The organism is Agrobacterium sp. ST15.16.055 (assembly GCF_027956555.1).
Lineage (GTDB): Bacteria > Pseudomonadota > Alphaproteobacteria > Rhizobiales > Rhizobiaceae > Agrobacterium > Agrobacterium salinitolerans.
In genome coordinates this window covers 145,809-170,887 of record NZ_JAQKGN010000006.1, presented here as the reverse complement: position 1 = coordinate 170,887, position 25,079 = coordinate 145,809, and the positions used below count along the sequence as shown (strand labels likewise).

The 25,079-nt window shown below is 58.3% G+C and carries 23 protein-coding genes and 1 riboswitch; of the genes, 17 read left to right on the top strand and 6 right to left on the bottom strand.

Annotated features, from left to right (window positions below; genetic code table 11):
- The first annotated feature begins 26 nt into the window (after positions 1-26).
- Together PL599_RS11950 and PL599_RS11945 are read left to right on the top strand one after the other, a co-directional pair.
- Complete coding sequence (locus PL599_RS11950; protein ID WP_077982195.1) at positions 27-2,342, top strand: NADP-dependent malic enzyme; 2,316 nt, start codon at positions 27-29, stop codon at positions 2,340-2,342.
- Positions 2,343-2,478: 136 nt separating this feature from the next.
- A complete protein-coding gene (locus PL599_RS11945) occupies positions 2,479-3,582 on the top strand; it encodes a DUF2865 domain-containing protein (RefSeq protein ID WP_269824657.1) in 1,104 nt (367 codons plus the stop codon).
- Between the two features lie 197 nt (positions 3,583-3,779).
- Here PL599_RS11945 and bluB read toward each other — a convergent pair whose 3' ends face one another.
- Positions 3,780-4,496 carry a 5,6-dimethylbenzimidazole synthase gene (gene bluB / locus PL599_RS11940; RefSeq protein ID WP_269824658.1) on the bottom strand — a complete coding sequence of 239 codons (717 nt, stop codon included), beginning with the start codon at positions 4,494-4,496 and terminating at the stop codon, positions 3,780-3,782.
- A 96-nt stretch (positions 4,497-4,592) separates the two neighbouring features.
- Positions 4,593-4,776: riboswitch (cobalamin riboswitch) on the bottom strand.
- Between the two features lie 178 nt (positions 4,777-4,954).
- Entirely contained in the window at positions 4,955-6,109 is a 1,155-nt protein-coding gene (locus PL599_RS11935) for an ROK family transcriptional regulator (RefSeq protein ID WP_269824659.1), read from the bottom strand.
- Positions 6,110-6,215: 106 nt separating this feature from the next.
- Between PL599_RS11935 and PL599_RS11930 the strand changes: the two genes are divergently transcribed.
- The 5 genes from PL599_RS11930 (at position 6,216) to PL599_RS11910 (ending at position 11,544) form a co-directional block, all read left to right on the top strand.
- Positions 6,216-7,514, top strand: a complete 1,299-nt coding sequence (locus PL599_RS11930; protein WP_269824660.1) for an extracellular solute-binding protein — start codon at positions 6,216-6,218, stop codon at positions 7,512-7,514.
- Between the two features lie 76 nt (positions 7,515-7,590).
- Positions 7,591-8,472, top strand: coding sequence for a carbohydrate ABC transporter permease (locus PL599_RS11925; RefSeq protein ID WP_269824661.1), 882 nt, complete (start codon positions 7,591-7,593; stop codon positions 8,470-8,472).
- Positions 8,462-9,391, top strand: coding sequence for a carbohydrate ABC transporter permease (locus PL599_RS11920; protein ID WP_269824662.1), 930 nt, complete (start codon positions 8,462-8,464; stop codon positions 9,389-9,391). Before PL599_RS11925 ends, PL599_RS11920 begins: the two co-directional genes overlap by 11 nt.
- Position 9,392: 1 nt before the next feature.
- A complete protein-coding gene (locus PL599_RS11915; protein ID WP_269824663.1) occupies positions 9,393-10,493 on the top strand; it encodes an ABC transporter ATP-binding protein in 1,101 nt (366 codons plus the stop codon).
- Positions 10,494-10,800: 307 nt separating this feature from the next.
- Positions 10,801-11,544, top strand: a complete 744-nt coding sequence (locus tag PL599_RS11910) for a DUF1868 domain-containing protein (protein WP_269824664.1) — start codon at positions 10,801-10,803, stop codon at positions 11,542-11,544.
- 120 nt (positions 11,545-11,664) lie between these two features.
- On the opposite strand, the gene PL599_RS11905 is transcribed toward PL599_RS11910, so the two are convergent.
- Together PL599_RS11905 and PL599_RS11900 are read right to left on the bottom strand one after the other, a co-directional pair.
- On the bottom strand, positions 11,665-11,928 hold the full coding sequence (locus tag PL599_RS11905) for a hypothetical protein (protein ID WP_269824665.1): 264 nt from the start codon (positions 11,926-11,928) through the stop codon (positions 11,665-11,667).
- A 374-nt stretch (positions 11,929-12,302) separates the two neighbouring features.
- The gene (locus tag PL599_RS11900) at positions 12,303-12,611 is read right to left on the bottom strand and encodes a tetratricopeptide repeat protein (protein ID WP_269824666.1); all 309 of its coding nucleotides are present in this window, start codon (positions 12,609-12,611) and stop codon (positions 12,303-12,305) included.
- A 292-nt stretch (positions 12,612-12,903) separates the two neighbouring features.
- Between PL599_RS11900 and PL599_RS22850 the strand changes: the two genes are divergently transcribed.
- From PL599_RS22850 to PL599_RS11875, 6 genes are all read left to right on the top strand, one after another.
- Complete coding sequence (locus PL599_RS22850; protein WP_442866798.1) at positions 12,904-13,245, top strand: ATPase, T2SS/T4P/T4SS family; 342 nt, start codon at positions 12,904-12,906, stop codon at positions 13,243-13,245.
- The gene (locus PL599_RS11895; RefSeq protein WP_269824667.1) at positions 13,242-14,477 is read left to right on the top strand and encodes a type II secretion system F family protein; all 1,236 of its coding nucleotides are present in this window, start codon (positions 13,242-13,244) and stop codon (positions 14,475-14,477) included. The genes PL599_RS22850 and PL599_RS11895 overlap by 4 nt, the downstream gene beginning before the upstream one ends.
- Complete coding sequence (locus tag PL599_RS11890; protein WP_271359072.1) at positions 14,474-14,896, top strand: pilus assembly FimT family protein; 423 nt, start codon at positions 14,474-14,476, stop codon at positions 14,894-14,896. Before PL599_RS11895 ends, PL599_RS11890 begins: the two co-directional genes overlap by 4 nt.
- A 76-nt stretch (positions 14,897-14,972) precedes the next feature.
- Positions 14,973-15,386, top strand: coding sequence for a type II secretion system protein (locus PL599_RS11885; RefSeq protein ID WP_271359071.1), 414 nt, complete (start codon positions 14,973-14,975; stop codon positions 15,384-15,386).
- On the top strand, positions 15,379-16,029 hold the full coding sequence (locus PL599_RS11880) for a prepilin-type N-terminal cleavage/methylation domain-containing protein (RefSeq protein ID WP_269824670.1): 651 nt from the start codon (positions 15,379-15,381) through the stop codon (positions 16,027-16,029). The genes PL599_RS11885 and PL599_RS11880 overlap by 8 nt, the downstream gene beginning before the upstream one ends.
- A gap of 23 nt (positions 16,030-16,052) precedes the next feature.
- Entirely contained in the window at positions 16,053-16,571 is a 519-nt protein-coding gene (locus tag PL599_RS11875; RefSeq protein WP_269824671.1) for a prepilin peptidase, read from the top strand.
- 50 nt (positions 16,572-16,621) lie between these two features.
- Here PL599_RS11875 and PL599_RS11870 read toward each other — a convergent pair whose 3' ends face one another.
- Positions 16,622-17,452, bottom strand: a complete 831-nt coding sequence (locus PL599_RS11870; protein ID WP_269824672.1) for a TolB family protein — start codon at positions 17,450-17,452, stop codon at positions 16,622-16,624.
- A gap of 192 nt (positions 17,453-17,644) precedes the next feature.
- On the opposite strand from PL599_RS11870, the gene PL599_RS11865 reads away from it, so the two are divergent.
- A complete protein-coding gene (locus PL599_RS11865) occupies positions 17,645-18,022 on the top strand; it encodes a glyoxalase superfamily protein (protein ID WP_269824673.1) in 378 nt (125 codons plus the stop codon).
- A 244-nt stretch (positions 18,023-18,266) separates the two neighbouring features.
- Here the strand turns inward: PL599_RS11865 and PL599_RS11860 are convergent, their stop codons facing one another.
- Entirely contained in the window at positions 18,267-19,946 is a 1,680-nt protein-coding gene (locus tag PL599_RS11860) for an NAD+ synthase (RefSeq protein ID WP_269824674.1), read from the bottom strand.
- Between the two features lie 222 nt (positions 19,947-20,168).
- Here PL599_RS11860 and PL599_RS11855 point away from each other — a divergent pair, with 222 nt between their 5' ends.
- From PL599_RS11855 to sthA, 3 genes are all read left to right on the top strand, one after another.
- Positions 20,169-22,109: an LTA synthase family protein gene (locus PL599_RS11855; RefSeq protein ID WP_269824675.1), complete on the top strand. Its 1,941-nt coding sequence runs from the start codon at positions 20,169-20,171 to the stop codon at positions 22,107-22,109.
- Between the two features lie 114 nt (positions 22,110-22,223).
- Positions 22,224-22,757 carry a DUF1003 domain-containing protein gene (locus PL599_RS11850; protein WP_142912284.1) on the top strand — a complete coding sequence of 178 codons (534 nt, stop codon included), beginning with the start codon at positions 22,224-22,226 and terminating at the stop codon, positions 22,755-22,757.
- Positions 22,758-23,485: 728 nt separating this feature from the next.
- Entirely contained in the window at positions 23,486-24,889 is a 1,404-nt protein-coding gene (sthA, locus tag PL599_RS11845) for a Si-specific NAD(P)(+) transhydrogenase (protein ID WP_142912285.1), read from the top strand.
- Positions 24,890-25,079 lie beyond the last annotated feature (190 nt).

The following is a 25,079-nucleotide window of genomic DNA, read 5'->3' as shown; positions in this document are numbered from 1 at the left end:
ATTGAACCAGACATGACGGTGGAAGAATGACCTCTCACGATAAGAACAACACGCCCGCCAACACGGCAAAGGCCGACATCGAGGAACAGGCGCTCTTTTTCCACCGCTACCCGCGCCCCGGCAAGCTGGAAATCCAGGCCACCAAGCCGCTCGGCAACCAGCGCGATCTGGCGCTCGCCTATTCGCCGGGTGTGGCCGCCCCGTGCCTCGCCATCCACGAGAACCCCGAAATGGCGGCGGACTATACGGCCCGCGCCAATCTCGTTGCCGTCATTTCCAACGGCACGGCGGTGCTCGGTCTTGGCAATATCGGCCCGCTCGCTTCCAAGCCTGTGATGGAAGGCAAGGCCGTTCTCTTCAAGAAATTCGCCGGCATCGACGTGTTCGATATCGAGATCGACGCACCCGGCATCAACGACATGGTCTCCACCATCGCGGCGCTGGAGCCCACCTTCGGCGGCATCAACCTTGAGGACATCAAGGCGCCGGAATGTTTCGAAGTGGAGCGCCAGCTGCGCGAGAAGATGAACATTCCGGTCTTCCACGACGATCAGCACGGCACTGCGATCATCGTCGCCGCCGCCGTCACCAACGCTCTGGAACTGGCCGGAAAATCTCTGTCCAGCGTCAAGATCGTCGCCTCGGGCGCCGGTGCAGCTGCCCTTGCCTGCCTCAACCTGCTCGTCGCCATGGGCGCGAAGAAGGAAAACATCTGGGTCCACGACATTGAAGGCCTCGTTTATGACGGCCGCAACACGTTGATGGACGAGTGGAAGGAAGTTTACGCCCAGAAGACCGACAAGCGCGTTCTGGCCGAAACCATCGACGGCGCGGATGTCTTCCTCGGCCTTTCCGCCGCCGGCGTGCTGAAGCCGGAACTGCTCGAGCGCATGGCGGCAAACCCGCTGATCCTGGCGCTTGCCAACCCCAATCCGGAAATCATGCCGGAAGCGGCGCGTGCTGCCCGTCCGGATGCGATGATCTGCACCGGCCGTTCGGATTTCCCGAACCAGGTCAACAACGTCCTCTGCTTCCCCTATATCTTCCGCGGCGCGCTGGATTGCGGCGCAACCACGATCAATGAAGAAATGAAGATGGCCGCCGTGCAAGCCATCGCGGAACTCGCGCGTGAGGAAGTCTCCGAAGTGGCCGCCAAGGCCTATAGCGGCGAAACGCCGATCTTCGGCCCAACCTACCTCATCCCCTCGCCCTTCGATCCGCGCCTCATCCTGCGCATCGCCCCTGCGGTCGCCCGTGCCGCCGCCGCAAGCGGTGTCGCCGCCCGGCCGATCACCGATTTCGAAGCCTATCTCGACCAGCTGAACCGTTTCGTCTGGCGCTCCGGCTTCATCATGAAGCCTGTCTTCAATGCCGCGAAAGCCGCCGAAAAGAAGCGCATCATCTTTGCCGAAGGCGAAGACGAGCGCGTGCTGCGCGCCGCCCAGGTGCTCCTGGAAGAAGGCACCGGCGTCCCGATCCTCATCGGCCGTCCGCAGATCATCGAAACGCGCCTGAAGCGCTTCGGCTTGCGCATCCGCCCGCATACGGATTTCGCCGTGGTCAACCCGGAAGACGATCCGCGCTACCGTGAATACGTGGATGATTATTTCGCCCTCGTCGGCCGCGTCGGCATCAACCCGGAAGCGGCGCGCACCATCGTGCGCACCAACACGACCGTCATTGGTGCGCTTTCCGTCAAGCGCGGCGAAGCCGATGCGCTGATCTGCGGCCTCGAAGGCCGTTACGACCGCCATCTGCGCGACGTGAACCAGATCATCGGCAAGCAGGAAGGCGTGCGTTCCTTCGCGGGCTTGAGCCTGCTCATCACCCAGCAGGGTGCGCTCTTCCTCACCGATACTTTCGTGAACTATGACCCGACCTCCGAGGAAGTGGCGGAAATGGCCATTCTCGCGGCCAAGGAAATCCGCCGCTTCGGCATCACGCCGAAAATAGCACTCGCCAGCCACTCCAATTTCGGCTCGCGTGATTCCGAAAGCGCCCGCAAGATGCGCCGCGCCCTGAAGATCGTGCAGGAAGCCGCACCGGAACTGGAAGTGGACGGCGAAATGCAGGGCGGCTCGGCGCTGTCGGAAGCACTGCGCAAACGCGCCATGCCCAACAGCGTGCTGACGGGTGAAGCGAACCTTCTGGTCTTCCCGAACCTCGATGCCGCCAACATCACGCTCGGCGTCACCCGTACGCTGACGGAAGGCCTGCATGTCGGCCCGATCCTGCTCGGCACGGCCCTGCCCGCCCATATCCTGTCGCCCAGCGTCACCTCGCGCGGCGTCGTCAACATGGCAGCCTTTGCCGTGGTGCAGGCCTCGCACCCTTCGGTGTGATAGAGGCCGCATTAACGCAATTTTGAACAGGCTGTTGCCGCATTGCGGCAACAGCCTATGTTATCTTCCTGAAACACGGATTTCCTGAAGCATAACACCCCTGCCACCGGCCGGGGACATCGAACGGATCGAACAATTGACCCGCCGCAGCCGCATCATCGGCCTCCTGCTTCCACTTGTTCTCATGGCTCCTGCCGCCGCTTCTGCGGATCAGGTCTGCGATACGCTTTATGGCCAGTTGCACGAGCCGCCGCGCGTCATCGGCAATACGGTCGAGGTGCGGCGTTACGCCAATGCGCTTGCCCGCCAGAACATCGTCATCCGCAAGATCAGGAACGACCTGCGCGGCTATGGCTGCTCATCCGGCAGCGTCATTGTCTATGGCAATCCCAATGCCGGTCTCTGCGCCGAGATTGGCGATGCGCTGGCGGAAGCTGAAGCCGAGCGTGATGCGATCATCCGCGACCGCGACGACGCCATGGCGGCCGCGCGTGACAACGACGGCGACATCAGGCGTCAGCGCATCCTCGCCGCCCTCGATGCCAATGGCTGCAACACCGTACCGCAAACGGAAACGCAATTGCCGCCGCCTCGGGATGTGACGCGTTATCCCGACGCCTTCCGACACAATGGCGGCGAGCCGGGACAAGCGGGGCTTTCGCCCTATCCCAACGCCGCCGCCGAGGGCGGACTTCGCACCCTCTGCGTGCGCACCTGCGACGGCTCGTTTTTCCCCATCGCCTCCAACGCCTCACCGCTCGATTTCCGCACCCAGGCGGAGCAGTGCGATAAAATGTGTCCGGGGACGGAGACCGAACTCTATTTCCACTCCATGACGGATCAGGAAACATCAGACATGGTTTCCGCTGAAACCGGCAAACCCTACAAGGATTTGCCCACGGCCTTCGCCTACCGCAATTCGTCAGTGAAAGCACCCGGCTGCGCCTGCAATATGGCCGCCTATCACGAGGAGATGCAAAAACAGGAAGAGGCCGCCCGGCCGCAAGCCGAAAAGCCCTATTCCGGAATCACCACCATCCCATCATCCCAAAGTGACAAGTCGCAGAACTCCACCGAACAGCAACAGGCCGCAAAACCGCCTGAGCAGCCCGTTCCCGAACGCGACTACGATCCGAACGACACCAGGGTGCGCGTCATCGGCCCCAAATTCCTGCCGGACCAGACAGGCCGGATCGATCTGAAGAACCCGGCGCTGAAGGGCATTCAGCCGCAGCAGTGAAATCTCTTGCGCGCGCGTAATGGGGCGAGCGCGCGACCCTTGTTTCTTCTCCCCGCCGGGGAGAAGTCCGCGGCAGCGGGATGAGGGGGCGACGTCGGCGATATTCGGAGAGCTGGCCCCCTCATCCGACCCTTCGGGCCACCTTCTCCCCATCCGGGTAGAAGAAACGATAGGCGACGCTATGCGCATCTCATCCCTTACCGCCCACCCCAGCGATTGCGAAACACCAGCTCCTCCAGCGGCACGCGCTGCCGCCAACCCTTCACCGCCAGTTCCGGCTCGGTATAGAGCGTGTCGACCCGGCCGAGACACAGCCATGCGACGATTTCGATATGCTCGGGTATATCGAGAATGGCGCGAATATCGCTGTCATGGAAAATGCTGACCCAGCCGACACCGATGCCTTCGGCACGGGCGGCAAGCCAGAGGTTCTGGATGGCGCAGACAGTGGAATAAACGTCCGTGCGCGGATTGTGGGTGCGGCCCAGCACCACCTTGCCGCCGCGTGTCGGATCGCAGGTGACGCAGATGCTGAGCGGGGCCTTGCGGATGCCCTCAAGCTTCAGGCTGCGATAAAGCGCCTGCTTTTCGCCCGTAAACATCGCCGCCGCCTCCTCATTGGCGCGGCTGAAGGCCACAAAGGCCGCCTGGCGCACCGCGCCATCGGTGACGAGGGTGAAATTCCATGGCTGCATGAAACCGACCGAAGGTGCGGAATGCGCCGCCTTCAAAAGGCGCTCAACGAGATCATCCGGCAGCGGGTCCGGCAGGAACTGGTCGCGCACATCTCGGCGCGTCTCGATGGCGCGGTAGATCGCCTCGCGCTCCTCCCGGGAAAACGGGCGGGCGGGCGAAAGCGCGTGATCGAATGGATTGACGTCGGGCGACGTTGTGACAGGCGGTTCGGTCGGCATCGTTTATCCCCAACAATGCGGGCGCGCCGGTGCAGAAACCATACCGGTTCCGCCGCGACGACGCGCTTTTTCAGCAACCTGCCGCCGTCCGCGCGGTTCGGTCTATCCTGTCAGGCCGGTCTTCTGACTAGGCTTCATCCGCCCCCTTTCGCCTTCCCGAATAACTTCAGTGGCATGAGAAAAAGAGCATCCGCCTCACAGCGTTGGGCACGTTCCGGTCTTTCACCGGATTCCCGATTCTCCCGCCGCAAGGGCGGGCACCTGACGGGGTAGCTCATGGCCCAAAGAAGTTGCGAAAGCAAGCAACTTCAAAACAGGACGACGGCCGAGGCCCGCCGATCAAAGATGTTCAACGAGTAAGCGGGTTGCTCTCCATAATTTTCCAGCGCAACTCGATATCGGGCTACGATGGCATTCTACCCGGGAAAGTTAACCAGATCCCGCACCCTAAGCATCAATTACAAGACCGTTGCAAGCAAAGGCAGGAGGGCGGCGCCGATCGCGCCTGGCGCTTCCGTGACACCCGCAACCGTCAGCTTGGGCGTCCGTCGTGCCACGCCATGCCTTGGTGTGGCGTTGAAAACCGTTCGTTCGATCAGCATGCGGCCAAGAATCTGAGGCAGTTCGCCTCCCAGCACGATCAACTCCGGATCGAAAACCGAGGACAGGGCATTGATGGCGCGATTATGCGCGGGCGTAACCCTCTCGATCCAGTCGAGAACGCCCGGCCAGTCCGCGGATACGTTGCGGATCAATTCCGTCAAGGTCAAATCTGGCCGCCCTAGCCCCCGCAAATGCTCAAGAAGGAGATGCAGCGCCGGGCGCGAACGGCTTTCCTCAACAGTGTATAATCCCGAAAGTTCGCCCGCATTGCCGCAACTTCCATGAAACGGGGATCCGCCAACAACCAGCGCGCCGCCATAGCCATAATTGTGGGCGATATAGGCGAAGTCCTGCACAGTACGGCCTGCGCCGAAAACCGCTTCGGCAAGCGCGGCGGTTTTAGAACTATTCTCAGCCCAGACAGGTAGATTGAGCCGTGTTCCGAGGGCCGTGGCAACATCAATCATGGACCACCGCAACAGCGGCTGCGGTGTATTGAAGGTGCTGTCGGACGACATACGATAGCCAGCAACTCCAAGCCCTACCCCCATCACTGCATCGGTGGCCAAACCATGCCTGGCCAGCATTTCACGCAGACCAACCGAAATCAGTTCCATATCTTCGGCAAGCGCTGTTCCCTGCTCTGGCAACTCCTGCAGATCCAGTATCTCCCCAAAACCCATGAGGCACAGCCCGATCGAACCGACATTGACGGCGACGCCAACCGTCAGGCACCAGTCGCGATTGGGCGAAAGGCGTGGGCTGCGCGGACCGGATGCAAGGCTGTCGGATTCGGAAAAAACGATCATGCCCCGATCGCGAAGCTTTTCGACCAATCGGTGTAATGACTGCTGAGTCAGCTCCAGCGGAGTCGTCAGCGCCGAACGGGCAATTCCCGGATTTTTCCAGATCAGCCGCAGAAGGTCACGCTCGTTTCGCGAAGCAACTTCCCGGAGACGGCCCTCCCGCAGAAAACGGGCGGAGATGTGATTGATTGGATCATAGGACATGCGAGGCGTCACAAAAGCTTAACACGCAAACTGTACACACAAAGAGTAATTCATTCTGCGATCGTATCATGAACGCGCTATCACTTTAAACAGAGAGGACATTGCAATGAAAGCCCTTCTCGCTGCAGCATTTGTTTTTGGAACGCTGGCGTCTCCAGCTGCTGCCGCCAATATTGAATTTTGGTACGGTAATACCGGAACCGGCGAAACGGCAATCCAGAAGGCGTGCGAAGCCTTCAATAGCAGCCAATCCGACCATACCATCAAATGTATCGGCCAAGGCTCCTACGAAGCTGGAATGCAGAAGGCAATTGCCGCCGTGCGCGCCAAGCAGCATCCCGTCCTGATTCAATTCTTCGATGCCGGCACGCTAGACCTGATGCTCTCTGGCACAGTTGAGCCAATCGCAAAACTTCTGCCAAATGTCGACTGGAACGACTATATCAAGGGTGCGCGCTCCTATTACGAAACCTCGAAAGGGGAACTGTACGCACAACCTTACAATGCCTCGACGCTAGTCCTGTATGGCAACAAGGAATTGATGGCCAAGGCAGGCATTCAAACGCTGCCGGAAACATATGAGGCCTTGCTGGAGGCCGCCCGCAAATTGAAGGCCGCCGGCGTTGAGTGCCCTTATGCCACTGACGGCCATCCCTGGCGTGTTCTTGAACAGTTCTCCGCCCGCCATGGAATTCCCATCGCCAGCAAAGGAAATGGATATGGCGGCCTTGATGCTGAATACGTGTTCAACAAAGGTCTCACGGCAACCCATCTTTCCAATCTCGCAGACTGGCGCAAGCAAGGTCTGTTGAAGCTCGACGTCGATACAAAGGCGGGTAAGTTTGCTGATGCCTTCAATGCCGGCGAATGCGCCATGGTGGAAAATTCCACGGGGGGATACGGCTCTGCTTTCAAGGCACTTGGTGATAAGCTTGTCGTCGGGATGACACCGATGTATGCGGGTCATAAACGCTATAATACGCTTGTCGGCGGAGCGTCGCTCTACGTCATGAATGGCCGCGATCCGCAGGAGGTCGAGGCGGCCAAGGCGTTCCTTAACTTTGTGCGCAAGCCGGAGCAGCAGATAGAACTGACCCGCATCACCGGCTATGTTCCCGTCACAAAGGATGTGGTGCAGGTAATGAAAGAAAAGGGCCTGCTGACGGATTCAGCTTTTGGCTCCGCCGAACTGGGCGTCAACTCGATGGACCAGCCTTCAAGCGAAAACAGCCGTGGTATCCGTCTGGGCTTCTACGTTCAATTCCGCGATGTCTTCAAGGAAGAAATGCAAAAAGTTTTTGCGGATCAGCAGACAGTTCAGGTCGCGCTGGACAATGCAAAGACCCGTGGCGATGCGCTGCTACGCCGCTTCGAGCAGACCTATAAGGGCGTTAAGCTGCCCTGATCGGTCAGGCATTGCGGGGGGCTGCCCCAACGGCGGCGGCTCTTTCTGTTTCCCAAAAACTTGCGCGAGGCGAAGCATGCCCCCTTCATTCGCCAGCCGATGGATGCCTTTTTGGTTGTCACTGCCAATGCTGCTGATCGTCGTGCTGTTTTTCTACATCCCGATTTATCTCTCCTTCTGGTGGTCCTTCACGCTGGAGCGCCCCTTCGGCGGCGGTTCTGAATTCGTCGGCTGGCAGAATTATGCCCGCGTTCTGAGCGACCCGATTTTCTGGGATGCAAGCTGGCGGACGCTGGTGTTCATGGTCTTCGGTTCCAGCCTAGCGATTATCGTGCCGCTCGTTCTGGCGCTGGCCGCCGACCGCAATGTGCGGCTATCGACTGCGGCCCGCAACGTGCTGATCTGGCCGAAGGGCGTGGCCGGCGCGTCGATCGGCGTCGTCTTCGCTTTTCTCTTCAATCCCATCGTCGGGCTGATGTGGCCGCTCAACGCCTTGATCCCCGGTCTCTGGCAGCCCGGCATTTCCGGCACGGACGCCTTCATCGCGCTGCTGATCGCCCATGTGTGGGGCGGTATTCCTTTCAACTTCCTCATCCTGCTGGCAGGATTGCAGGCCGTTCCGCGCTCCATGCACCAGGCCGCAGCAATCGACGGCGCCGGTCCCTGGCGGCGCATCATCGACGTGCAATTGCCGATGCTGGCACCCCAGCTTTTTTTGACCTTCGTGCTGGAATTCACCGAATCCGTCGTTTCGGCCTTCGGCCTGATCGACACCATGACCGAAGGCGGCCCAGGCGGAGCCACCCGCCTGCTGGTCTACAAAATCTATCAGGACGGGTTCAAGGGCTACGACCTGTCCGGCGCTGCGACGCAATCGGCCATTTTAATGGTTTTCGTCCTGTCGCTGGCGGCGTTCCAGTTCCTCTATCTCGAAAAGAAGGTGCGTTATGAACGGTGATATCATCGAGGCGACGCGCAGCATTGATCGCGCCGCCAATATCGTGCTGGCGGCGGGACTGATATTCATTCTCGCTCCGCTCGTCTTTACCCTCATCACCGCCAGCCAGAGCTATGAAAGCTTCCTGCGCAACGGTATTTCCCCGGTGCCCGGCACCCATCTTTTGGAAAACATCCAAAAGCTGTTCGCAACGACCCGCATCCCCGGCCAATTGGCCAACAACTTCATCGTGGCGCTGGCGGTGGCGAGCCTGAAATGCCTGCTGGCCTTTCTGGCGGCGTTCGGGCTGGTGTTTTTCAAGGTGCGCTACGCCCCGGTCATTTTCGCGGCCGTCCTGTCCACGCTCATGCTGCCGCTCGACCTGCGGATCGTCACGACCTATCAGATCGTTTCGAACATCGCGATGCCGGTCAACGCCCTCATCGATATCACCGGCCTGAACGAGGCGATCACCGCCGTCTTCGGCCGGCCTGTGGAATTGAAGCTCAATCTGCTCGACACCTATGCGGGCATGATCTTGCCTTCGCTGGCGACCGGCACCGGCGTGTTCATGATGCGCCAGTTCTTCCGCACGCTGCCCGGCGATCTCGTCAAGGCGGCGCAGATGGATGGTGCCGGCTGGTTTCGTTTCATGATCGATATCGCCCTGCCCCTGTCGCGCACCACCCTGATCGCCCTGTTCATCCTGATGTTTCTCGGCGGATGGACCATGTATCTGTGGCCGCTGCTCGCCTCCTCGACGCCCGACATGCAGACTGCCGTCGTCGGTCTCGCCAAGCTGACGCCCGATGCCGGCGGCGAGGTGCCGGACTATCCGCTCCTCATGGCCGGCGCGCTCGTCGTATCCATCCTGCCCCTTTTGATGATCGCGTTCCTGCAGCGTTTCATCGTGCGCGGCTTTACCCTTACGGAGAAGTAACATGGCTTCCGAATTGAAACTGAACGCCACCGATATCCAGTTGCAGGCGCTGCGGAAATCCTACGGGGACAATCTGGTTATCCCGCACATCGACGCGATGTTTGGCGCCAGGGAATTCACAGTGATCCTTGGCCCTTCCGGCTGCGGAAAATCGACCCTGCTCAACCTTCTTGCAGGGTTGGAGCGCGCGACTTCAGGCCGCATCCTGATGGATGGACGCGCGGTGCAGGATCTGGCACCCAAAGATCGCGGCATTGCGATGGTGTTCCAGAACTACGCGCTTTATCCGCACATGACAGTCGCCGAAAATATCGGCTATGCACTCAAGGTTGCTGGCGTCTCGAAGCCGGAACGTGCTTTGCGCGTTGCCGAGGCCGCGCGGGTCGTAGCGCTTGGCGACTTTCTCGAACGCCGCCCGGGCCAGCTTTCCGGCGGACAACGCCAGCGTGTCGCGATAGCAAGAGCTATCGTGCGTGAGCCTGCTGTGCTGCTCTTCGATGAACCCCTATCCAATCTGGACGCACAATTGCGCCACGGCACCCGCATGGAGTTGGCCCAGCTCCACAAGCGCATCGGCGCAACCAGCATATTCGTCACTCACGACCAGATCGAGGCGATGACCCTGGCGGATCGCATTATGATCCTCAACGAAGGCAAGATCGAACAGTATGATACGCCGAATGCTATCTATCGCCGTCCGGAAACCGCCTTCGTAGCGGGCTTCATCGGCGCGCCCCCTATGAACCTCCTTAATGCGACGATAGAGAACGGCGAATTGCTGCTTGACCGCGTCGGCCCCATCGCCCGCGTCGACGGCCGCGGCCCTGTCATGCTTGGCATCCGGCCCGAAGCCGTCCGCATCGCTGATTGCGGCATTGCCGTTGCCGTCGAATATGCCGAAGATCTCGGCGGCAATTACGTTCTGGTGACCAAATTGCCCGATGGCCAACGGTTACAAATTTCGGCCCCGCTGGATTACCGCCCGGTGGACGGTGAAACCTTGCATGTCACGCTCCCGGAAACAGCTCTCCACCTGTTCGATACCGCTTCCAGAAAACGCATCACGGTTTCCATCGCCTCGCTTCAACTGACGACGGCATGATTACCCTAACAAAATTACGGCGCAAATACGCTGCTGCACCCGGTCATCGTTTGCAATGCGACGTATTGCGACAGCCTTGCGCGTTACTCCATCCGGTTTGGCGCTGTTTTCGACGTCAAGTCTCCTCACCACTCAAGCATTTCGGCTTTCCTCCAAATCGCGGCAAGGCTCCGTCCTCAGTTCTGCGCATTTCCGCAGGGAAAACCGCTTCGTGCTTTTTCTCTAGATACTCAACCACCATCGGAGAACTTCCATGCCTGGTGTTGCCCGCCGTTGCCTTTTGTCCTCCTTCGCAAAGACTGTGACCATGGCTGTCGCCAGCCACACCGTCTTCACGCTGGCCGCTCAGGCCTCTGTCAAGGCAAATGGCGGCGGGGGAAAATTCTTCGCGGACGGACGGGTGCGCCCTTTTCCCGGGAATACTATCATCTGCCATCTGCCGCAGCAGGGCCAGGAGAATGGCGCATTCAAAGCTTTGCTCGACATCTATCGGTCTGCACCTGGATTGGGCTTTCTGCGCAACACAACCCTCCTCCCGCCTTCGAGCTATCATATGACGGTTTTCGAAGGCGCGACCGAAAACAGCCGCAACAAACCGGGCAAATGGCCGGCGAATCTGTCTCCTGCGGCAAGTATGGCCGAGTGCGGACAATATCTCGCAAACCAGTTGAAAGGCTTTAGGCTCGGCTTCGACCTTCCAATCCGAATGAGGGTCGATATGGACGCCCCGATCCCGAATGGCGGTGCCCTCACCATTCCCCTCAAGTCGATCGACGACGAGGAGGAGCAGAAGGTTCGCTATTTGCGGGCGAGACTGTCCGCGGCGACGGGCATTCTGATACCATCGCCCGACACCTATAAATTCCATATATCCTTGGCCTACTGGATCACACATCCCTCGATGGACGAAGAGGCCGATTATTCCGCGACCCACCTGAAGTGGCGCGAGGCAATTCAAAAAACGGTCCCAGTCATCAATCTCGGCGCACCGGAATATTGCCTGTTCGAGGACATGTTCGCCTTCGACCGGCAATTCTATATCGGTGATTAAAAGTATCTGCTTGCGGTTGATAGCCCTTTTTCGGGGTGCTTCAGAGCGGCGCCGCAGCAAAGCCGCCGTAGTGACCTATAACAGCGCGAGTGCATTCGATCTCCTGGCAGGCTACACGCTTCAGAAAAACTCGCGCCCGCCGATTTTCTGCCCCCCCATCTTAACGCCGAGTTTCGTTACGCAATGGGCGTAGAAATCAATGTCGCCACTGAGTATTTCTGTGACTTTCGGCACGACATCATCCGGATAGACCTCCTTGAAGGCGCGAATGACATCGCTGTTGAGTTGGGTCAGATCAAAGGCGATCAGCTGAAAGTACTTCTTGCCAACTCCGTCGATTTTAACCTCGAAGACGTCACCGATTTTCGTCACTACGCGTGCCATTATCTAATCCCGACTTGGCGTGGCCGCGAGACAATCCAGCTCCAGCGGGCGCGGATGTCTTCGCCCGACGATCTACAGCAATTTTCGCGCTACGCGCCCCTCTATGAGTGAGTTTAGAGACTCGATATCTGACACCACACTCTCATCTCCAATGAATTCGGAATATTCAATATGCCCATCTTCGAAGACGGATATTTCTGTTCTTATGCCCACAATTGTCACGTTGACATCGATCACATCGGAACGATTACGAGCAAGCGTATAATGAACTTTCTTACGATCAAGATAAGCGAGGAGCGCGTATATCGAGTGGCATCTATTAGATTTCTGGAACCTCTTGTCGAAATTAAACGCTCCACTATCAGCACCAATATTCAATTATCAGTATTTCGTTGTCCCGCCAGTATTTCATCAATTCCGACGTTTTCTAGCCTTGCTCGTGCTTCTATACAATCTATCCTTACTTCAGGATTCTCCTCTATCGCGCGTCCATACCAGTATTTTGCCTCGTGGAGCCTTCCCAACAACTCATAACACTGGCCTAACTTTTTCCCTAAGTAACCTCCATCTAACGATTGATCTCCATCAGACATAAATATGTATATTTTTATCGCGTCATCTATATTACCCGATTTCATGAGATTATTAGCAACATCTTCCAGAATATTGAAGTCATAGTTCACTTGTAGACACTCCATACCAAAAATATATCAGCGAAGATTTATGTGTTTATTGCCCCAGGAGCCTTCCAGGTTAATGTGTGGCTGCTGGCCCTTCAGATACTGTCCAGGATATAAATCAAATCTCAAAATCATACCATTTGGAAATATGAACTGCGTAGCACCTTTTGGGGTTTGGACCAAGCGCGGAGCACCTCCTCCTAGAGAGGATAGATCGTCAGCCATTCCAGCAACTTGAATCTCTTTGCTTTGGACCGCACTTACGCGCAGCCCGCTGCTAAGCGACTTTACTTGATTGACAGCGTCCTTCAACCGGTTCGCGGCCGCCTCAAACTCCTGCGGTTTGACGGCTGGGGAAACGGAATATTCAATCTTGGCGAAGGGGTCTATTCTAGTTGCGCGGGGATGCTCATCTTGTGGAGACTCCGGTTATCGCGGACGGCTGGCGATCACCGAACTGATGACAATGGGGAAGGAAGCACGAGCGGCCGTTCTGGCCCGCGCGCCAGAAATCGAGCTGGAGCGGATCGCCAGACAATCCGGAATGAACACCCTTTATGAAAGCGGACTCATCAGGGTGTGGTCCGGATTGACCACCCTTGACGATGTATTCAGCACGACAAGGGGCGCGACATGACAGCGACGGCGCCGCATTATCGTTATCGCGCTTTCACCAGCAGCGGAAACATTGTTGAGGGCGAAATATCAGCCAGAACACCCGAGGAAGCCGAGGAAATCCTGTGGTCCAGAGGGCTGGCGCCCCTATCGACGAAGCTCGTCAGCTTCGAAGACAATACCCCATGGTGGCGGCGGGAAATTTCCTTGTCCAGAACTCCATCCCGAGAGGCTGTGGCCGCCTTCACACGGGAACTCGCCATTCTAAGCGAGGCGGGTTTACCAATCGATACGACCCTTAAGCTGATCGAAAGCGAAACCGCCTCACGACAGATGAAGGCAATCATTCGCCATAGCGGGGCAGCAGTCATTGGCGGGACGGCATTGTCTGAAGCACTTCGCCAATACCCTTCTGCATTCGGATCCGATTATCTAAGTATTCTCCGTGCCGGAGAACGCAGCGGCAATATCACCCACGCGCTGAACGACATCGCAAATCTTCTTGACCGACGCATCGCCATTCGCAACGATGTGCGATCGGCACTGGCATATCCCAGCGTTCTCATCGTCATGGCCCTGGCCTCCATCGCCGTCATCATGGCTGTTTTAGTCCCTGCCGTTGCACCAATCTTGAGCCAGAATGGTAAAGAGCCACCCGCTTTCATCGCCGCATTCACCTGGGCGCAGCGACACGGCGCGGTACTTCTTGCAATGATCGCCGGCGTGTCGGGCTGCATCGGCCTTCTTGTGTTTTTCGCGTGGAAGAATAATGACATCCGACTTGGAATAGACGGCGCAGTTCTCGGCGCGCCGCTGCTGGGACCTCTTGTCCTCATGCACAATACGGAGCGGTTTGCGCGTACTCTTGGATCCCTCCTTACCGCGGGCGTACCCATTTTTCAGGCACTCTCAAGTGCGAACGATGTCCTGCAAAACCGCAGGATGCGCTATAGTGTCGATGAGGCGATGGAGGCGTTGAAAGACGGAGCGAGCCTCGCCGATGCGCTTGGCCGTTATACGAAAATGCCGGCCATCGCCCTGCAGATGATCGCGCTTGGTGAGGCTTCCGGCAAACTCGAATACATGCTTTCGAAGCTTGCCGCCAACATGGCCAATCTGGTGCAGCGGCGGATCAATTACGTCATGATGCTTCTTACCCCCGCCATCACGATAGCGGTGTCCGGCCTGATCGGCGGCCTTGTCTTCGCGACGATGAACGCCGTCCTGTCCGTCAATGATCTGGCGTTGCAATGATGTGCGGCTGCCGGTTCCGCCATATAGTCGCCGGAAGGGCGCCGCTGGCCGGCCGCGACGGATTTTCATTAATTGAAATGCTTATTGTCATCACCATTCTGGCGCTGGCGACAAGTCTGGTGGTGCCTGCGCTACAACGATCGCCCGACCGGCTTCTGGTCGAAACAACTGCTCGCCGTGTGGCAGGAATGATGCGTTTGGCAAAAACCCGGGCAATGTTCGGCAATATGCAGACTTTGGTTTCAATCGATCTGGAAGAACGTAAAGTCACATTTTCGGATGAAGCTCGGCTTCAATTACCCCACTCCGTTTCACTGGACGTCGTCGCGGCCCGCCTCGAGCGCACGGGAGCGTCAACAGTTGGCTTCCGTTTTTTCCGGATGGTACATCGACCGGGGGCACGATTGCCCTTTCCCTGAAGGACACGCAGGCAAAAATTTCAGTAAACTGGCTGATGGGAAGTATGGCTCTTGAACTTTCGCCCACGAGACGGCCATGAAAACATGCCGTTTTGAAACAGAGGGAAATAGAGGGTTCACTTTAATCGAAGTGCTCTGCGCTTTCGCAATATTGACAATCCTGCTCACCATCGCCTTCTCGACAGTCTCTAACGCGCTTAACGCCAGCCGGAAAGTCGATCTCATTCTCCATGCCACGCGTCTGGCGCAAAACAAAACGGATGCGATCGGCGGGAGCGAGCCGCTCGCTCCGGGGGTGAAAACCGGTCTATTCGAGGGCGGCTTGGCCTGGACGTCAACCATAAAGCCTCTCGGCTCCGCCGCTGGTCTGATGTTGAAGGTATATTCGATAGAGGTGACCATACATGCGACCACTGCCGATAAACAACCTCGGGAAGCATTGGCGACGCTGAAAACAGTAAAACTCAATTATGAAGACAGGCGTGAGTAAATATTCTTCCATCGCCGCTTCACAGGGCGGTTTTACCCTGCTGGAAGTGCTCGTGGCTCTGAGCATTGCCGCGATGATAGCGGTATTTGCGATTGGCGGACTAAAATTGATCCTATGGGCGAGTACGGTTTCCCACGTCACTGACGGATCTACCGAAAATGAAGCAAATGTCGTCCAATTGCGGTCTTTAATATCAAAAACCTGGGCCGCTACTTCCATCTCATCTGACTCGGGCTTAGCCGCGCTCCACTTTAACGGACGAGAGCAAGGAATTGATTTTGTGACGCTAAGCGAGGGATATGCGATGGAAGGAGGGCTTATCCGGTCCAAGCTTTCGCTCGATTGCAAAAATAAAAAGGCTGAAGACCGGTGCTCGCTGAAGCTGGCGACGTCCATATTCCGGTCGAACCCGGCAAAAACTCTGGCGGAAAACGAGGTGGAGGTCTTGCCTCATGTCAAGCAGCTAAAAATAAGATATCTCGATATTGATCATTACACCACGCCGCCGATGCTGAAATGGACATCCGAATGGCGAGGACGAAGCAGGCTACCTGCCGAGATCGAAATTCTTGTCAAACAGGAATATGCGGGCAAAGAACGGGTCATTTTGATGACGGCGCCGCTTCGCAACGCCGGCTTTTAACCCCAATGCAGGAGACTTCGTCCGTGTCAACACTGGCAACCCTGTCGTCCCTTGCGGTCCTTCTACTTCTCACTTTGCCGATCGCAATCATAGACTGGCAAAAAATGATCATACCGGACCGGCTGAATCTATTGCTCGCCATAAGCGGGTTGCTATTTTCCTGCCTCCTGCCCGTCCCCGGAATAACAGATTCAATCTCGGGTCTTCTGGCGGGGGGCGCACTCTCGTGGAGCTTGCGACATATTTTTTTCCAAATCCGTAAAATTGAAGGTCTTGGGTTAGGTGATGTAAAATTTATGGCAGCGGCGGGCGGTTGGACGGGCAGCTTTAGTCTTCCGCCCATGCTTTTACTGGCATCGTGCACCGCCCTGCTTTATTACGCGTTCACATTATGGAGACAGGCTCCAGATTTACATCATCGGCGTCTTCCGTTCGCGCCATTTCTGTGTATCGCCCTCGTGCTCGTCGCAGGCGCTCAGATAATCTCGGGCAATGACATTTACGCCATAGCCATAGTGAGCGCGTTTCGTCCCAATCTTTAACTGGAGGGCGAAATGCGGGAGAAAAGTTGACGGTTAGACCCGCGCCGTCATCATGCCACGGGGAAATACCTGACATACGCAAACTCGTCGCCATCAGGTGACCAATTGGGCGAGTTCATCGTGCCCTGCCCGCCGAACAGCTCGAACAGCGTTTCGACATTGCCGCCATCCATATCCATCAGCCGCACCCGCACATCGAGATCGCGCGGATGATCGAAGACGTCGGCGTCATAAGAAACGAACACCACCTTGTCACCGTAAGGAGACGGGTGCGGGAACCAGTCGCCATAAGCGCTGTCGGTGATGCGCTCGACGGCGGAGCCGTCCACGCGCACCCGCCATATCTGCATGCGCCCTGTGCGGCTGGAATTGAAATAAATCCATTCGCCGTCGGGCGAATAATCCGGCCCGTCATTGCGGCCCTCACCATGGGTGAGACGTGTTTCGACACCGCTGACTATGTCCATGGAATAGATATCGAAAACCTGATCGCGAATGCCGCAATAGGCAAAACCTTTCCCATCCGGCGACCAGCCGTGCCAGTAGGAAGGCTGGTTCTTCGTCATCAGCCGCGGCGCGCCGCCCGCCGAAGGCAGCAGATAGATGGCGCTCTTGCCGAATTCCACCTTGTCGGAAATGGCGTAAAGCGAGCCGTCAGGGGAAATGCCGTGGTCGTTGTTGCAGAGCGTGGCAAAACCGGTATCGACCTTTTCCGGCGCCGCATCACCGGCAAGAGACAGGCGATACAGCAGCCCTTCGCTGTTCAGCAGCAGATAGTGTCCATCCGGCGACCAGTTCGGTGCTTCGAACAACTCAGGCGTCTGCCACACCACCCGCATCTGCCGGGTGCGGATGTTGAAGATTTCGATGGAGCTGCGCATTCTGCCTCCCGGGCCTGTCCGTGTTCTCATTCAAAACGCTTGGTGACGCAGACATTCCGTTTGCATCCACCATGGCCTTGATTATGATCCTAGGGCGGCGGGCACCGTCCTGCAAATTCAAACCGGAAAAAACGCCAGCGCCCCGGCACCGTCCGTGGCCCTCCCCGTTTCTCCCAGATCCGAGGTTCCGCGATGAATTCCATCGCCGATCACGGCATCCGCTTCGGCCGGATCGCCGCAATGCTCCCTGTCAAAAACATCGAAAAGGCCCATGATTTTTACGTTGGCGTGCTCGGTTTCGAAAAGACCTTCGAAAACGGCAACCCTGTCGGCTTCATGATCCTCAAACAGGGCAATGCAGAGCTGCACCTGACATTGCAGCCCACCCACAAAGCGGCACCCTTCAATGTTGCGCATATGATGGTGAGCGATGTGGACGCGCTGCATACGCTCTGCAAGAGCCAGGGCTTGCGCATTATCAAGGGCCTGCAGGACAAGGATTATGGGCTCCGGGCCTTTGTCTTTGAAGATCCTGACGGCAACCGCATCGATGTGGGGCAGGTTATATGAAGTGATCGGGCGGCGCGGGGTTTTCCTCGCGCCGTCTGTTCAAATACGTAGGCTTATTCTGGACCGAGCGCATGCCACTTGTTTCTTCTCCCTGCCGGGGAGAAGTCCGCGGCAGCGGGATGAGGGGGCGAGCGTCAATATATACGGAGGGGTTGCCCCCTCATCCGACCCTTCGGGCCACCTTCTCCCCGGCGGGGAGAAGAAACAAGTGGCACCGCCGAACCTACCCGCATCGCCCCTTCGACTACCGATCCCGGAAACGGTTGGTAATCGGATAACGCCGGTCACGCCCAAAATTCTTCTTGGTAATCTTCACACCCGGGGCCGATTGCCGGCGCTTGTATTCGGCGAGGTAAAGCAGATGCTCCACCCGGTGCACGGTCGCAATATCATGCCCGCGCGCCAGGATTTCCTCGACCGACATTTCCTTCTCCACAAGGCATTCCAGAATGTCATCCAGCACCGGATAGGGCGGCAGCGAATCCTGGTCAGTCTGGTTGGGGCGCAATTCGGCCGATGGCGCCTTGGAAAGGATATTGGCGGGGATCACCTCGCCGGAAGGGCCGAGAGCGCCCGGCGGCACATGGGCGTTGCGCCAGGCGGAAATGGCATAGACCTGCATCTTGTAGAGGTCCTTGATGGGATTAAAACCGCCATTCATGTCGCCGTAAAGCGTGGCGTAACCCACTGACATTTCCGACTTGTTGCCGGTCGTTACCACCATCGAGCCGAACTTGTTCGAAACGGCCATCAAAATGGTGCCGCGTGTGCGGCTCTGCAGGTTTTCTTCGGTAATGCCCTCTTCCGTACCCTCAAAAAGTTCGGAAAGCGCCGACAGGAAACCCTCAACCGGCTCGACGATCGGCACGATATCATAACGGCAGCCGAGCGCTTTCGCACAATCGGCGGCGTCCTTCAGCGATTCTTCCGAGGTATAACGGTAAGGCAGCATGATGCAGCGCACCCGCTCCTCGCCCAGCGCATCGACGGCAAGGGCGGCGCAGATCGCCGAATCGATGCCGCCGGAAAGGCCGAGAACCACGCTCTTGAAGCCGTTCTTGTTGACGTAGTCACGGAAACCCAGCATGCAGGCGCGGTAATCCGCCTCCTCGCCTTCAGGGATTTTCGAGAATGGACCGCTCTCGCAGCGCCAGCAGTCAGCAGTACGCTTCCAGTCGGTGACCGCAAGCGTGGCCTCGAACTGGCTCATCTGGAAGGCAAGCGTCTTGTCGGCATTAAAGGCGAAACTCGCGCCGTCGAACACCAGTTCGTCCTGCCCGCCCAGCTGGTTGGCGAAGACGAGAGGCAGACCGCTTTCGATAACCTGCCGCAGCGCCACCTGATGGCGCACATCCAGTTTGCCGCGATAATAGGGCGAACCGTTCGGCACCAGCAGGATTTCCGCCCCGCTTTCGGCGAGTGTTTCACAGACACCCATATCGTTCCAGATTTCCTCGCAGATCGGAATGCCGATCCGCACGCCACGGAAATTATAAGGCCCGGAAATCGACCCTTCAGAGAAAACCCGCTTCTCGTCGAATTCGCCGTAATTCGGCAGGTCGATCTTGTCGCGCAGCGCAACGATCTTGCCGCCATCCAGCAGCGCCACGGAATTGTGCCGGCCCGTCTCGCCCTGTCGCGGAAAGCCGATGACCACGCCCGGCCCGCCATCGGCGGTTTCCGCCGCCAGCTCTTCCACCGCTTTCAGGCAGGCTTTCAGGAAAGCCGGCTTCAGCACCAAGTCTTCCGGCGGATAGCCGGATATGAACAGCTCCGTCAGGAGCAGAAGATCGGCGCCCTGCGTCGCCGCATCGGCCCTTGCCTCGCGCGCCTTGGCGAGATTGCCCGCCACGTCGCCAACGGTGGGATTGAACTGCCCGACGGCAATCCGGAGATGGTTCTCTATATTGTGTCTGTCGCTCATGGCTTTTCAATACCGCGCCCGTGGCTGCTCCGCAACGCGGCAATTGCATGGCGGCGCCCGTTACGCTTCGGCCGCGCGCCTTCACGCTAAGGTTATCGCCGCACCGGCCAGACTCTTCAAAGTTCATGTCGCGTTCATCGCGCTTATGTGACAGTTACATGACACTTTTGCGACACCCGATTCACCTCCCCGGATCGGTCGTGCCGCCTGCAATACCGGAGTATGGGTTTGAAACATTCGGCGCCAAAAACAACGGCTTCCGAAAAGGCTGGTTTCGTCTTTTCGCCTGCATGGACAAGGAGCCTTTCCAGGCTTTCGGGCACGGCCTATACGCTTGCCAATCTGACGGTCGCGTCCGTCGTGCTGGTCGTGGCGCTGGAGTGGATCGCGCGCGGCTCGCTCACCGATGTCGGCGCTTTCCTCACCTCCTCCGCCCGCCCCGGCATGACCACCATTGCCGCCGTGCTCGCCCTCCTCGTGGCACTGGATGCACTTCTTGGCAGGCGTTACCTGTCGCTGATCGCGCTTGCGCCGCTCTGCGCGCTGACGGGGCTGATTTCGGCGCAGAAACAGACCTATCTCTCCGATCCTCTTTATCCATCCGACCTCTTATTCGGCCGCCAGATCCTCGAGCTTCTGCCGACCATGCTGAGGGCTCAGCCGATGACGGCAGCCCTCGTCGCCCTCGGCATCTTTGCCACGATTGCGGCACTTACGGGCCTCTGGCTGCTGGCGCGCCGCCACTCACCGGGCTTGAGCTGGCGCGAACGCGCCGCTGGTCTCGCGCTGGCGCTGCCGCTTCTCGCCGGTCTTGCCTCGCTTATGGACTATTCGCATTATTCCTGGGTGCGCGATCGCCTCAACATCATTCCCATGATGTGGGATCAGCAGGAAAATTACCGCCATAACGGCTTCCTGATGGCCTTCGCCTTCAATATTCCGATGGCCAATGTCGCAGCGCCGCAGGGGTACGGCGAAAATGCCATCGCCGACCTGACATCCAAGCCCGCCGCCTTCGCCGCCAACAAGGGCGATTACCCCGATGTCATCATGCTGATGAGCGAATCGCTGTGGGATCCGAAGCGGCTGGAAAATGTGAAGCTCTCCGACGATCCCATGCCGACGATCCGCGCCAAACGGTCCGGCAATGTCTTTTCCCCGGAGTTCGGCGGCATGACGGCGAATGTGGAATTCGAGGCGCTGACCGGCTTCTCCAACGCCTTCCTGCCCTATGGCAGCATTCCCTATCAGCAATATATCCGCCGCCCGGTGCCCTCGCTCGCCAGCTTCTTCCGTGGCGAAGGTTATTCCGCCATCGCCATGCATCCCTTCCAGGAATGGTTCTGGAACCGCAAGCAGGTCTATGCGAATTTCGGCTTCGAGGAATTCCGCTCCGAAGAGACGCTGCCGGCCATGGAAAAACGCGGCAACTTTGCCTCCGACGATGCGCTGATGGACGAGATCATGGCGACGGCCGAAAAGGCGCAGAACCCGCTCTTCCTCTTCGCCGTCACCCTTCAGGGACATGGTCCCTATGAGGCGACCCGTTACGCAAAAAACACGATTGGCGTCGAAGGCGACCTCTCCGCCTCGGCCTCGCAGGCGCTCGCCACCTATTCTCAAGGGGTGGCGGAAGCTGATGAAGCGCTGCTGAAACTGATGCGCTGGGCGAAGAAGCGCGACCGGGAAACCATTATCGTCCTCTTCGGCGATCACCTGCCGCCGCTCGGCCAGACCTTTGTCGAAAGCGGTTACATGCCGGGCATGGTGGCAAGCCGCCGCGCGCCGCTGGAGGTGATGAAAAAGGAACACGAGACACCGCTCGTCGTCTGGTCCTCAAAGAAGGGCGTGCGCAAGAATATCGGCACCATCAGCCCGGCGCTTTTGCCCTATCATGTGCTGAAGACGGCGGGCTTCTCCGATCCCTTCTATACCGGCATGCTCGGCGAGGTTCAGCAGGCCTTTTCCGTCGTCGACCGGCACATGCTGGTGACGGCCGACGGCAAGGCCCAGCCCGACTGGTCGATTGCCGCGAACGCCGTTCCCGAGGTGGTGCGCGATTACAGGATGCTGCAATTCGACATGATGTTCGGCCAGCAATATGGCCGCGAACGCTTCTTCCCCGGTTTCAACTGGCTGCACGAGGGGGCGCCATCGGTCTGATGGTTTTCGGCGAGGGACGCCTGAACCGCATGGCGGTGGAAATCGTTTGAATTCCACCGCCATGCGGGTTTATCTCGCAAAACGTTCAGGCCTCATCAGAACCGGAGACACACCGTGTCAGATATCTCCGACTATATCATTTCGCATTTCAAGCGCTCCTCCCGTGAAATCGGCGAGGTGGAACGGCGCATCCTGGAACTGTCGCACCAGAAGAAGCTGGTTTCGAGCGACATCAATGCGGAATTTTCCGCCGGGGCCAGTGTCGGTGACAGGCTGGCGGACAATATCGCCAAGGTCGGCGGCTCATGGGGTTTCATTCTCAGCTTCTGTTTTTTCCTGATCTTCTGGGCCATCATCAACACCATCGTGCTGACCACCCGCGCTTTCGACCCCTACCCCTTCATTTTCCTCAATCTGCTTCTCTCCATGCTGGCCGCCATCCAGGCGCCGATCATCATGATGTCGCAGAACCGCCAGGCCGCCCGCGACCGTTTCGAGGCCGCCAAGGACTACGAGGTGAACCTGAAGGCCGAGCTTGAGGTTCTGTCGTTGCATGAAAAGATCGACGTGAAGGTGCTGGCCGAACTGGCCGCACTCCGGCAGGACCTTGCAGCGCTTCACCGCCATGTCGCTCGCAAGGAAGACTGACGCCGAAAAAATTCATCCCCGCTTTTCCCCGCCCCGCGACCCGCTGTTAGATTAAACGCAGTCCTGCCGGGTGGGTGCCAGACGTGGCGCAAACCGAAGGACGGTCCTGGTGGTGGAACGCTGGCAACGTTCGTGGAAAGGACCATTTCGCAAAGCGCCGTGCACGGCCCTTGCGAGATACGGCATGGTGAAAGACCCGGCTGCGCAACGCATCCGACAAACACCAACCTCACATGAAGCGCAGCCGGGCAATCGCCCGGTGCTCTCCATCCATACCCCGCATGGCAGCGCCGTGCGGGATGAAGGTGTTGGTTTTTTTGGGGCGTCTTCAGGAAGTGCGCGGGGCTTTACCCCCCTCTGCCCTGCCGGGCATCTCCCCCTCAAGGGGGGAGATCGATCTGCAGCGAGGTTTCGCCCCTCTCAACGTTTGAGGATGAAGCGACAAAAGGGCCTCCTGCTGATCTCCCCCCTTGAGGGGGAGATGCCCGGCAGGGCAGAGGGGGGTAAGCCACACCCACCCTCGATCTCCCGAAAATCCACCCCCAGTTACGAATCCGTCAGATTCTTACGCTACAGATTGACGCAGGCGTTTGTTGCATTGCACTCTTGCGGGCAAGGCTGACCGGGGAATCACTCCCCATCGTCAAAATGGCATCACGACCATTTCGCGGCGACGCCACGCCGGATGCGACATCCGGTCATCGCAATATTCTGTTCCGGGGTTTTTCATGTACCAGTTCGATCTGATTGTTGTCGGCAGCGGTCCGGCGGGTAGACGGGCCGCCATTCAGGCCGCCAAGCTCGAAAAGAGGGTTCTGGTCATTGAGAAGGGCAGCCGCGTTGGCGGCGTTTCGGTGCACACCGGCACCATTCCTTCCAAAACCCTGCGCGAAACCGCGCTCAACCTCACCGGCTGGCGCGAGCGCGGATTTTACGGCCGCGCCTATCGCGTCAAGCAGGAGATCGATGCGGAAGACCTGCGCCGTCGCCTCCTCATCACGCTGGATCACGAGGTGGAAGTGCTGGAACACCAGTTCGCCCGGAACCGCGTGCAGCACATTCGCGGCACGGCAAGCTTCATCGACGCCAACACCATGAAGGTGGTGAAGAGCGACGGCGAGATCATGACTGTCACCGCCACCTCCATCCTGCTGACCATCGGCACCCGCCCCTACAGGCCGCCGCATATTCCCTTCGATGGCGAAGCGGTGCTCGATTCGGACGAGATTCTGGAAATCAAGGAACTGCCGCGCTCCATGATCGTCGTTGGCGCCGGCGTCATCGGCATCGAATATGCCACCATCTTCAGCGCGCTCGACACGCAGGTAACTGTGGTGGAACCGCGCGAGACCATGCTGGAATTCATCGACAAGGAAATCGTCGAGGATTTCACCTATCAACTGCGCGACCGCAACATGAAACTGATCTTCGGCCAGAAGGCGGAAAAGGTGGAACGCGACGAGAGCGGCAAATGCCTCGTCTCGCTCGGCAACGGTCGCGTGCTGAAGGCCGAGACCGTCCTCTTCGCCGCCGGTCGCGTCGGCGCCACCGATACGCTCAATCTTTCCGCCTGCGGGCTGGAGGCCGATAGCCGTGGCCGCCTGAAAGTCGATCCCGAGACCTTCCAGACGTCTGTGCCGAACATCTATGCCGCCGGCGATATCATCGGTTTCCCAAGCCTTGCCTCCACCTCCATGGAACAGGGCCGCATCGCCGCCCGCCATGCCGTTGGTGCCCCTGCCGGCGAACCGCCGCAATTCTTCCCCTATGGCATCTATGCCGTGCCTGAGATCTCCACCTGCGGCCTGACGGAAGAAGAAGTCATCGAGCGCGGCATTCCCTATGAGTGCGGCATCGCCCATTTCCGCGAAACCTCGCGCGGCCATATCATGGGCCTCGACAGCGGGCTCTTGAAGATGATCTTCTCGCTGAAAACCCGCCGCCTGCTCGGCGTCCACATCGTCGGCGAAGGCGCCACCGAACTGGTGCATATCGGCCAGGCGGTGCTGAACCTCAAGGGCACGGTGGAATATTTCGTCGAGAATACCTTCAACTATCCCACACTTGCGGAAGCCTACAAGATTGCCGGGCTGGATGCTTGGAACCGGATGGGTGAGATCAAGAAGGATTGAGGCTTTGTCGCGGGTAAGGAGATAATCTGCAATGTTCGAAAACATCTCCTGCCGTCATGCTCGGGCCTGTCCCGAGCATCTGCAACGTCTCGGTTTATGAGACGTGATTAGATCCTTGGGACAAGCCCAAGGATGACGCCGCGTATCGAGCGAGAATGCCGGTCGTACGCATTGCTTAGACGACAGGTCA

What these genes read in the sequence shown, in the direction of transcription:
- PL599_RS11935 (WP_269824659.1), bottom strand. Translation starts at nt 6,109, where the DNA reads ATGTCCTATGATCCAATCAATCACATCTCCGCCCGTTTTCTGCGGGAG.
- bluB (WP_269824658.1), bottom strand. Translation starts at nt 4,496, where the DNA reads ATGCCGACCGAACCGCCTGTCACAACGTCGCCCGACGTCAATCCATTC.
- sthA (WP_142912285.1), top strand. Translation starts at nt 23,486, where the DNA reads ATGTACCAGTTCGATCTGATTGTTGTCGGCAGCGGTCCGGCGGGTAGA.
- PL599_RS11885 (WP_271359071.1), top strand. Translation starts at nt 14,973, where the DNA reads ATGAAAACATGCCGTTTTGAAACAGAGGGAAATAGAGGGTTCACTTTA.
- PL599_RS11910 (WP_269824664.1), top strand. Translation starts at nt 10,801, where the DNA reads ATGGCTGTCGCCAGCCACACCGTCTTCACGCTGGCCGCTCAGGCCTCT.
- PL599_RS11865 (WP_269824673.1), top strand. Translation starts at nt 17,645, where the DNA reads ATGAATTCCATCGCCGATCACGGCATCCGCTTCGGCCGGATCGCCGCA.
- PL599_RS11920 (WP_269824662.1), top strand. Translation starts at nt 8,462, where the DNA reads ATGAACGGTGATATCATCGAGGCGACGCGCAGCATTGATCGCGCCGCC.
- PL599_RS11905 (WP_269824665.1), bottom strand. Translation starts at nt 11,928, where the DNA reads ATGGCACGCGTAGTGACGAAAATCGGTGACGTCTTCGAGGTTAAAATC.
- PL599_RS11895 (WP_269824667.1), top strand. Translation starts at nt 13,242, where the DNA reads ATGACAGCGACGGCGCCGCATTATCGTTATCGCGCTTTCACCAGCAGC.
- PL599_RS11860 (WP_269824674.1), bottom strand. Translation starts at nt 19,946, where the DNA reads ATGAGCGACAGACACAATATAGAGAACCATCTCCGGATTGCCGTCGGG.
- PL599_RS11870 (WP_269824672.1), bottom strand. Translation starts at nt 17,452, where the DNA reads ATGCGCAGCTCCATCGAAATCTTCAACATCCGCACCCGGCAGATGCGG.
- PL599_RS11890 (WP_271359072.1), top strand. Translation starts at nt 14,474, where the DNA reads ATGATGTGCGGCTGCCGGTTCCGCCATATAGTCGCCGGAAGGGCGCCG.
- PL599_RS11925 (WP_269824661.1), top strand. Translation starts at nt 7,591, where the DNA reads ATGCCCCCTTCATTCGCCAGCCGATGGATGCCTTTTTGGTTGTCACTG.
- PL599_RS11930 (WP_269824660.1), top strand. Translation starts at nt 6,216, where the DNA reads ATGAAAGCCCTTCTCGCTGCAGCATTTGTTTTTGGAACGCTGGCGTCT.
- PL599_RS11950 (WP_077982195.1), top strand. Translation starts at nt 27, where the DNA reads ATGACCTCTCACGATAAGAACAACACGCCCGCCAACACGGCAAAGGCC.
- PL599_RS11915 (WP_269824663.1), top strand. Translation starts at nt 9,393, where the DNA reads ATGGCTTCCGAATTGAAACTGAACGCCACCGATATCCAGTTGCAGGCG.
- PL599_RS11855 (WP_269824675.1), top strand. Translation starts at nt 20,169, where the DNA reads ATGGGTTTGAAACATTCGGCGCCAAAAACAACGGCTTCCGAAAAGGCT.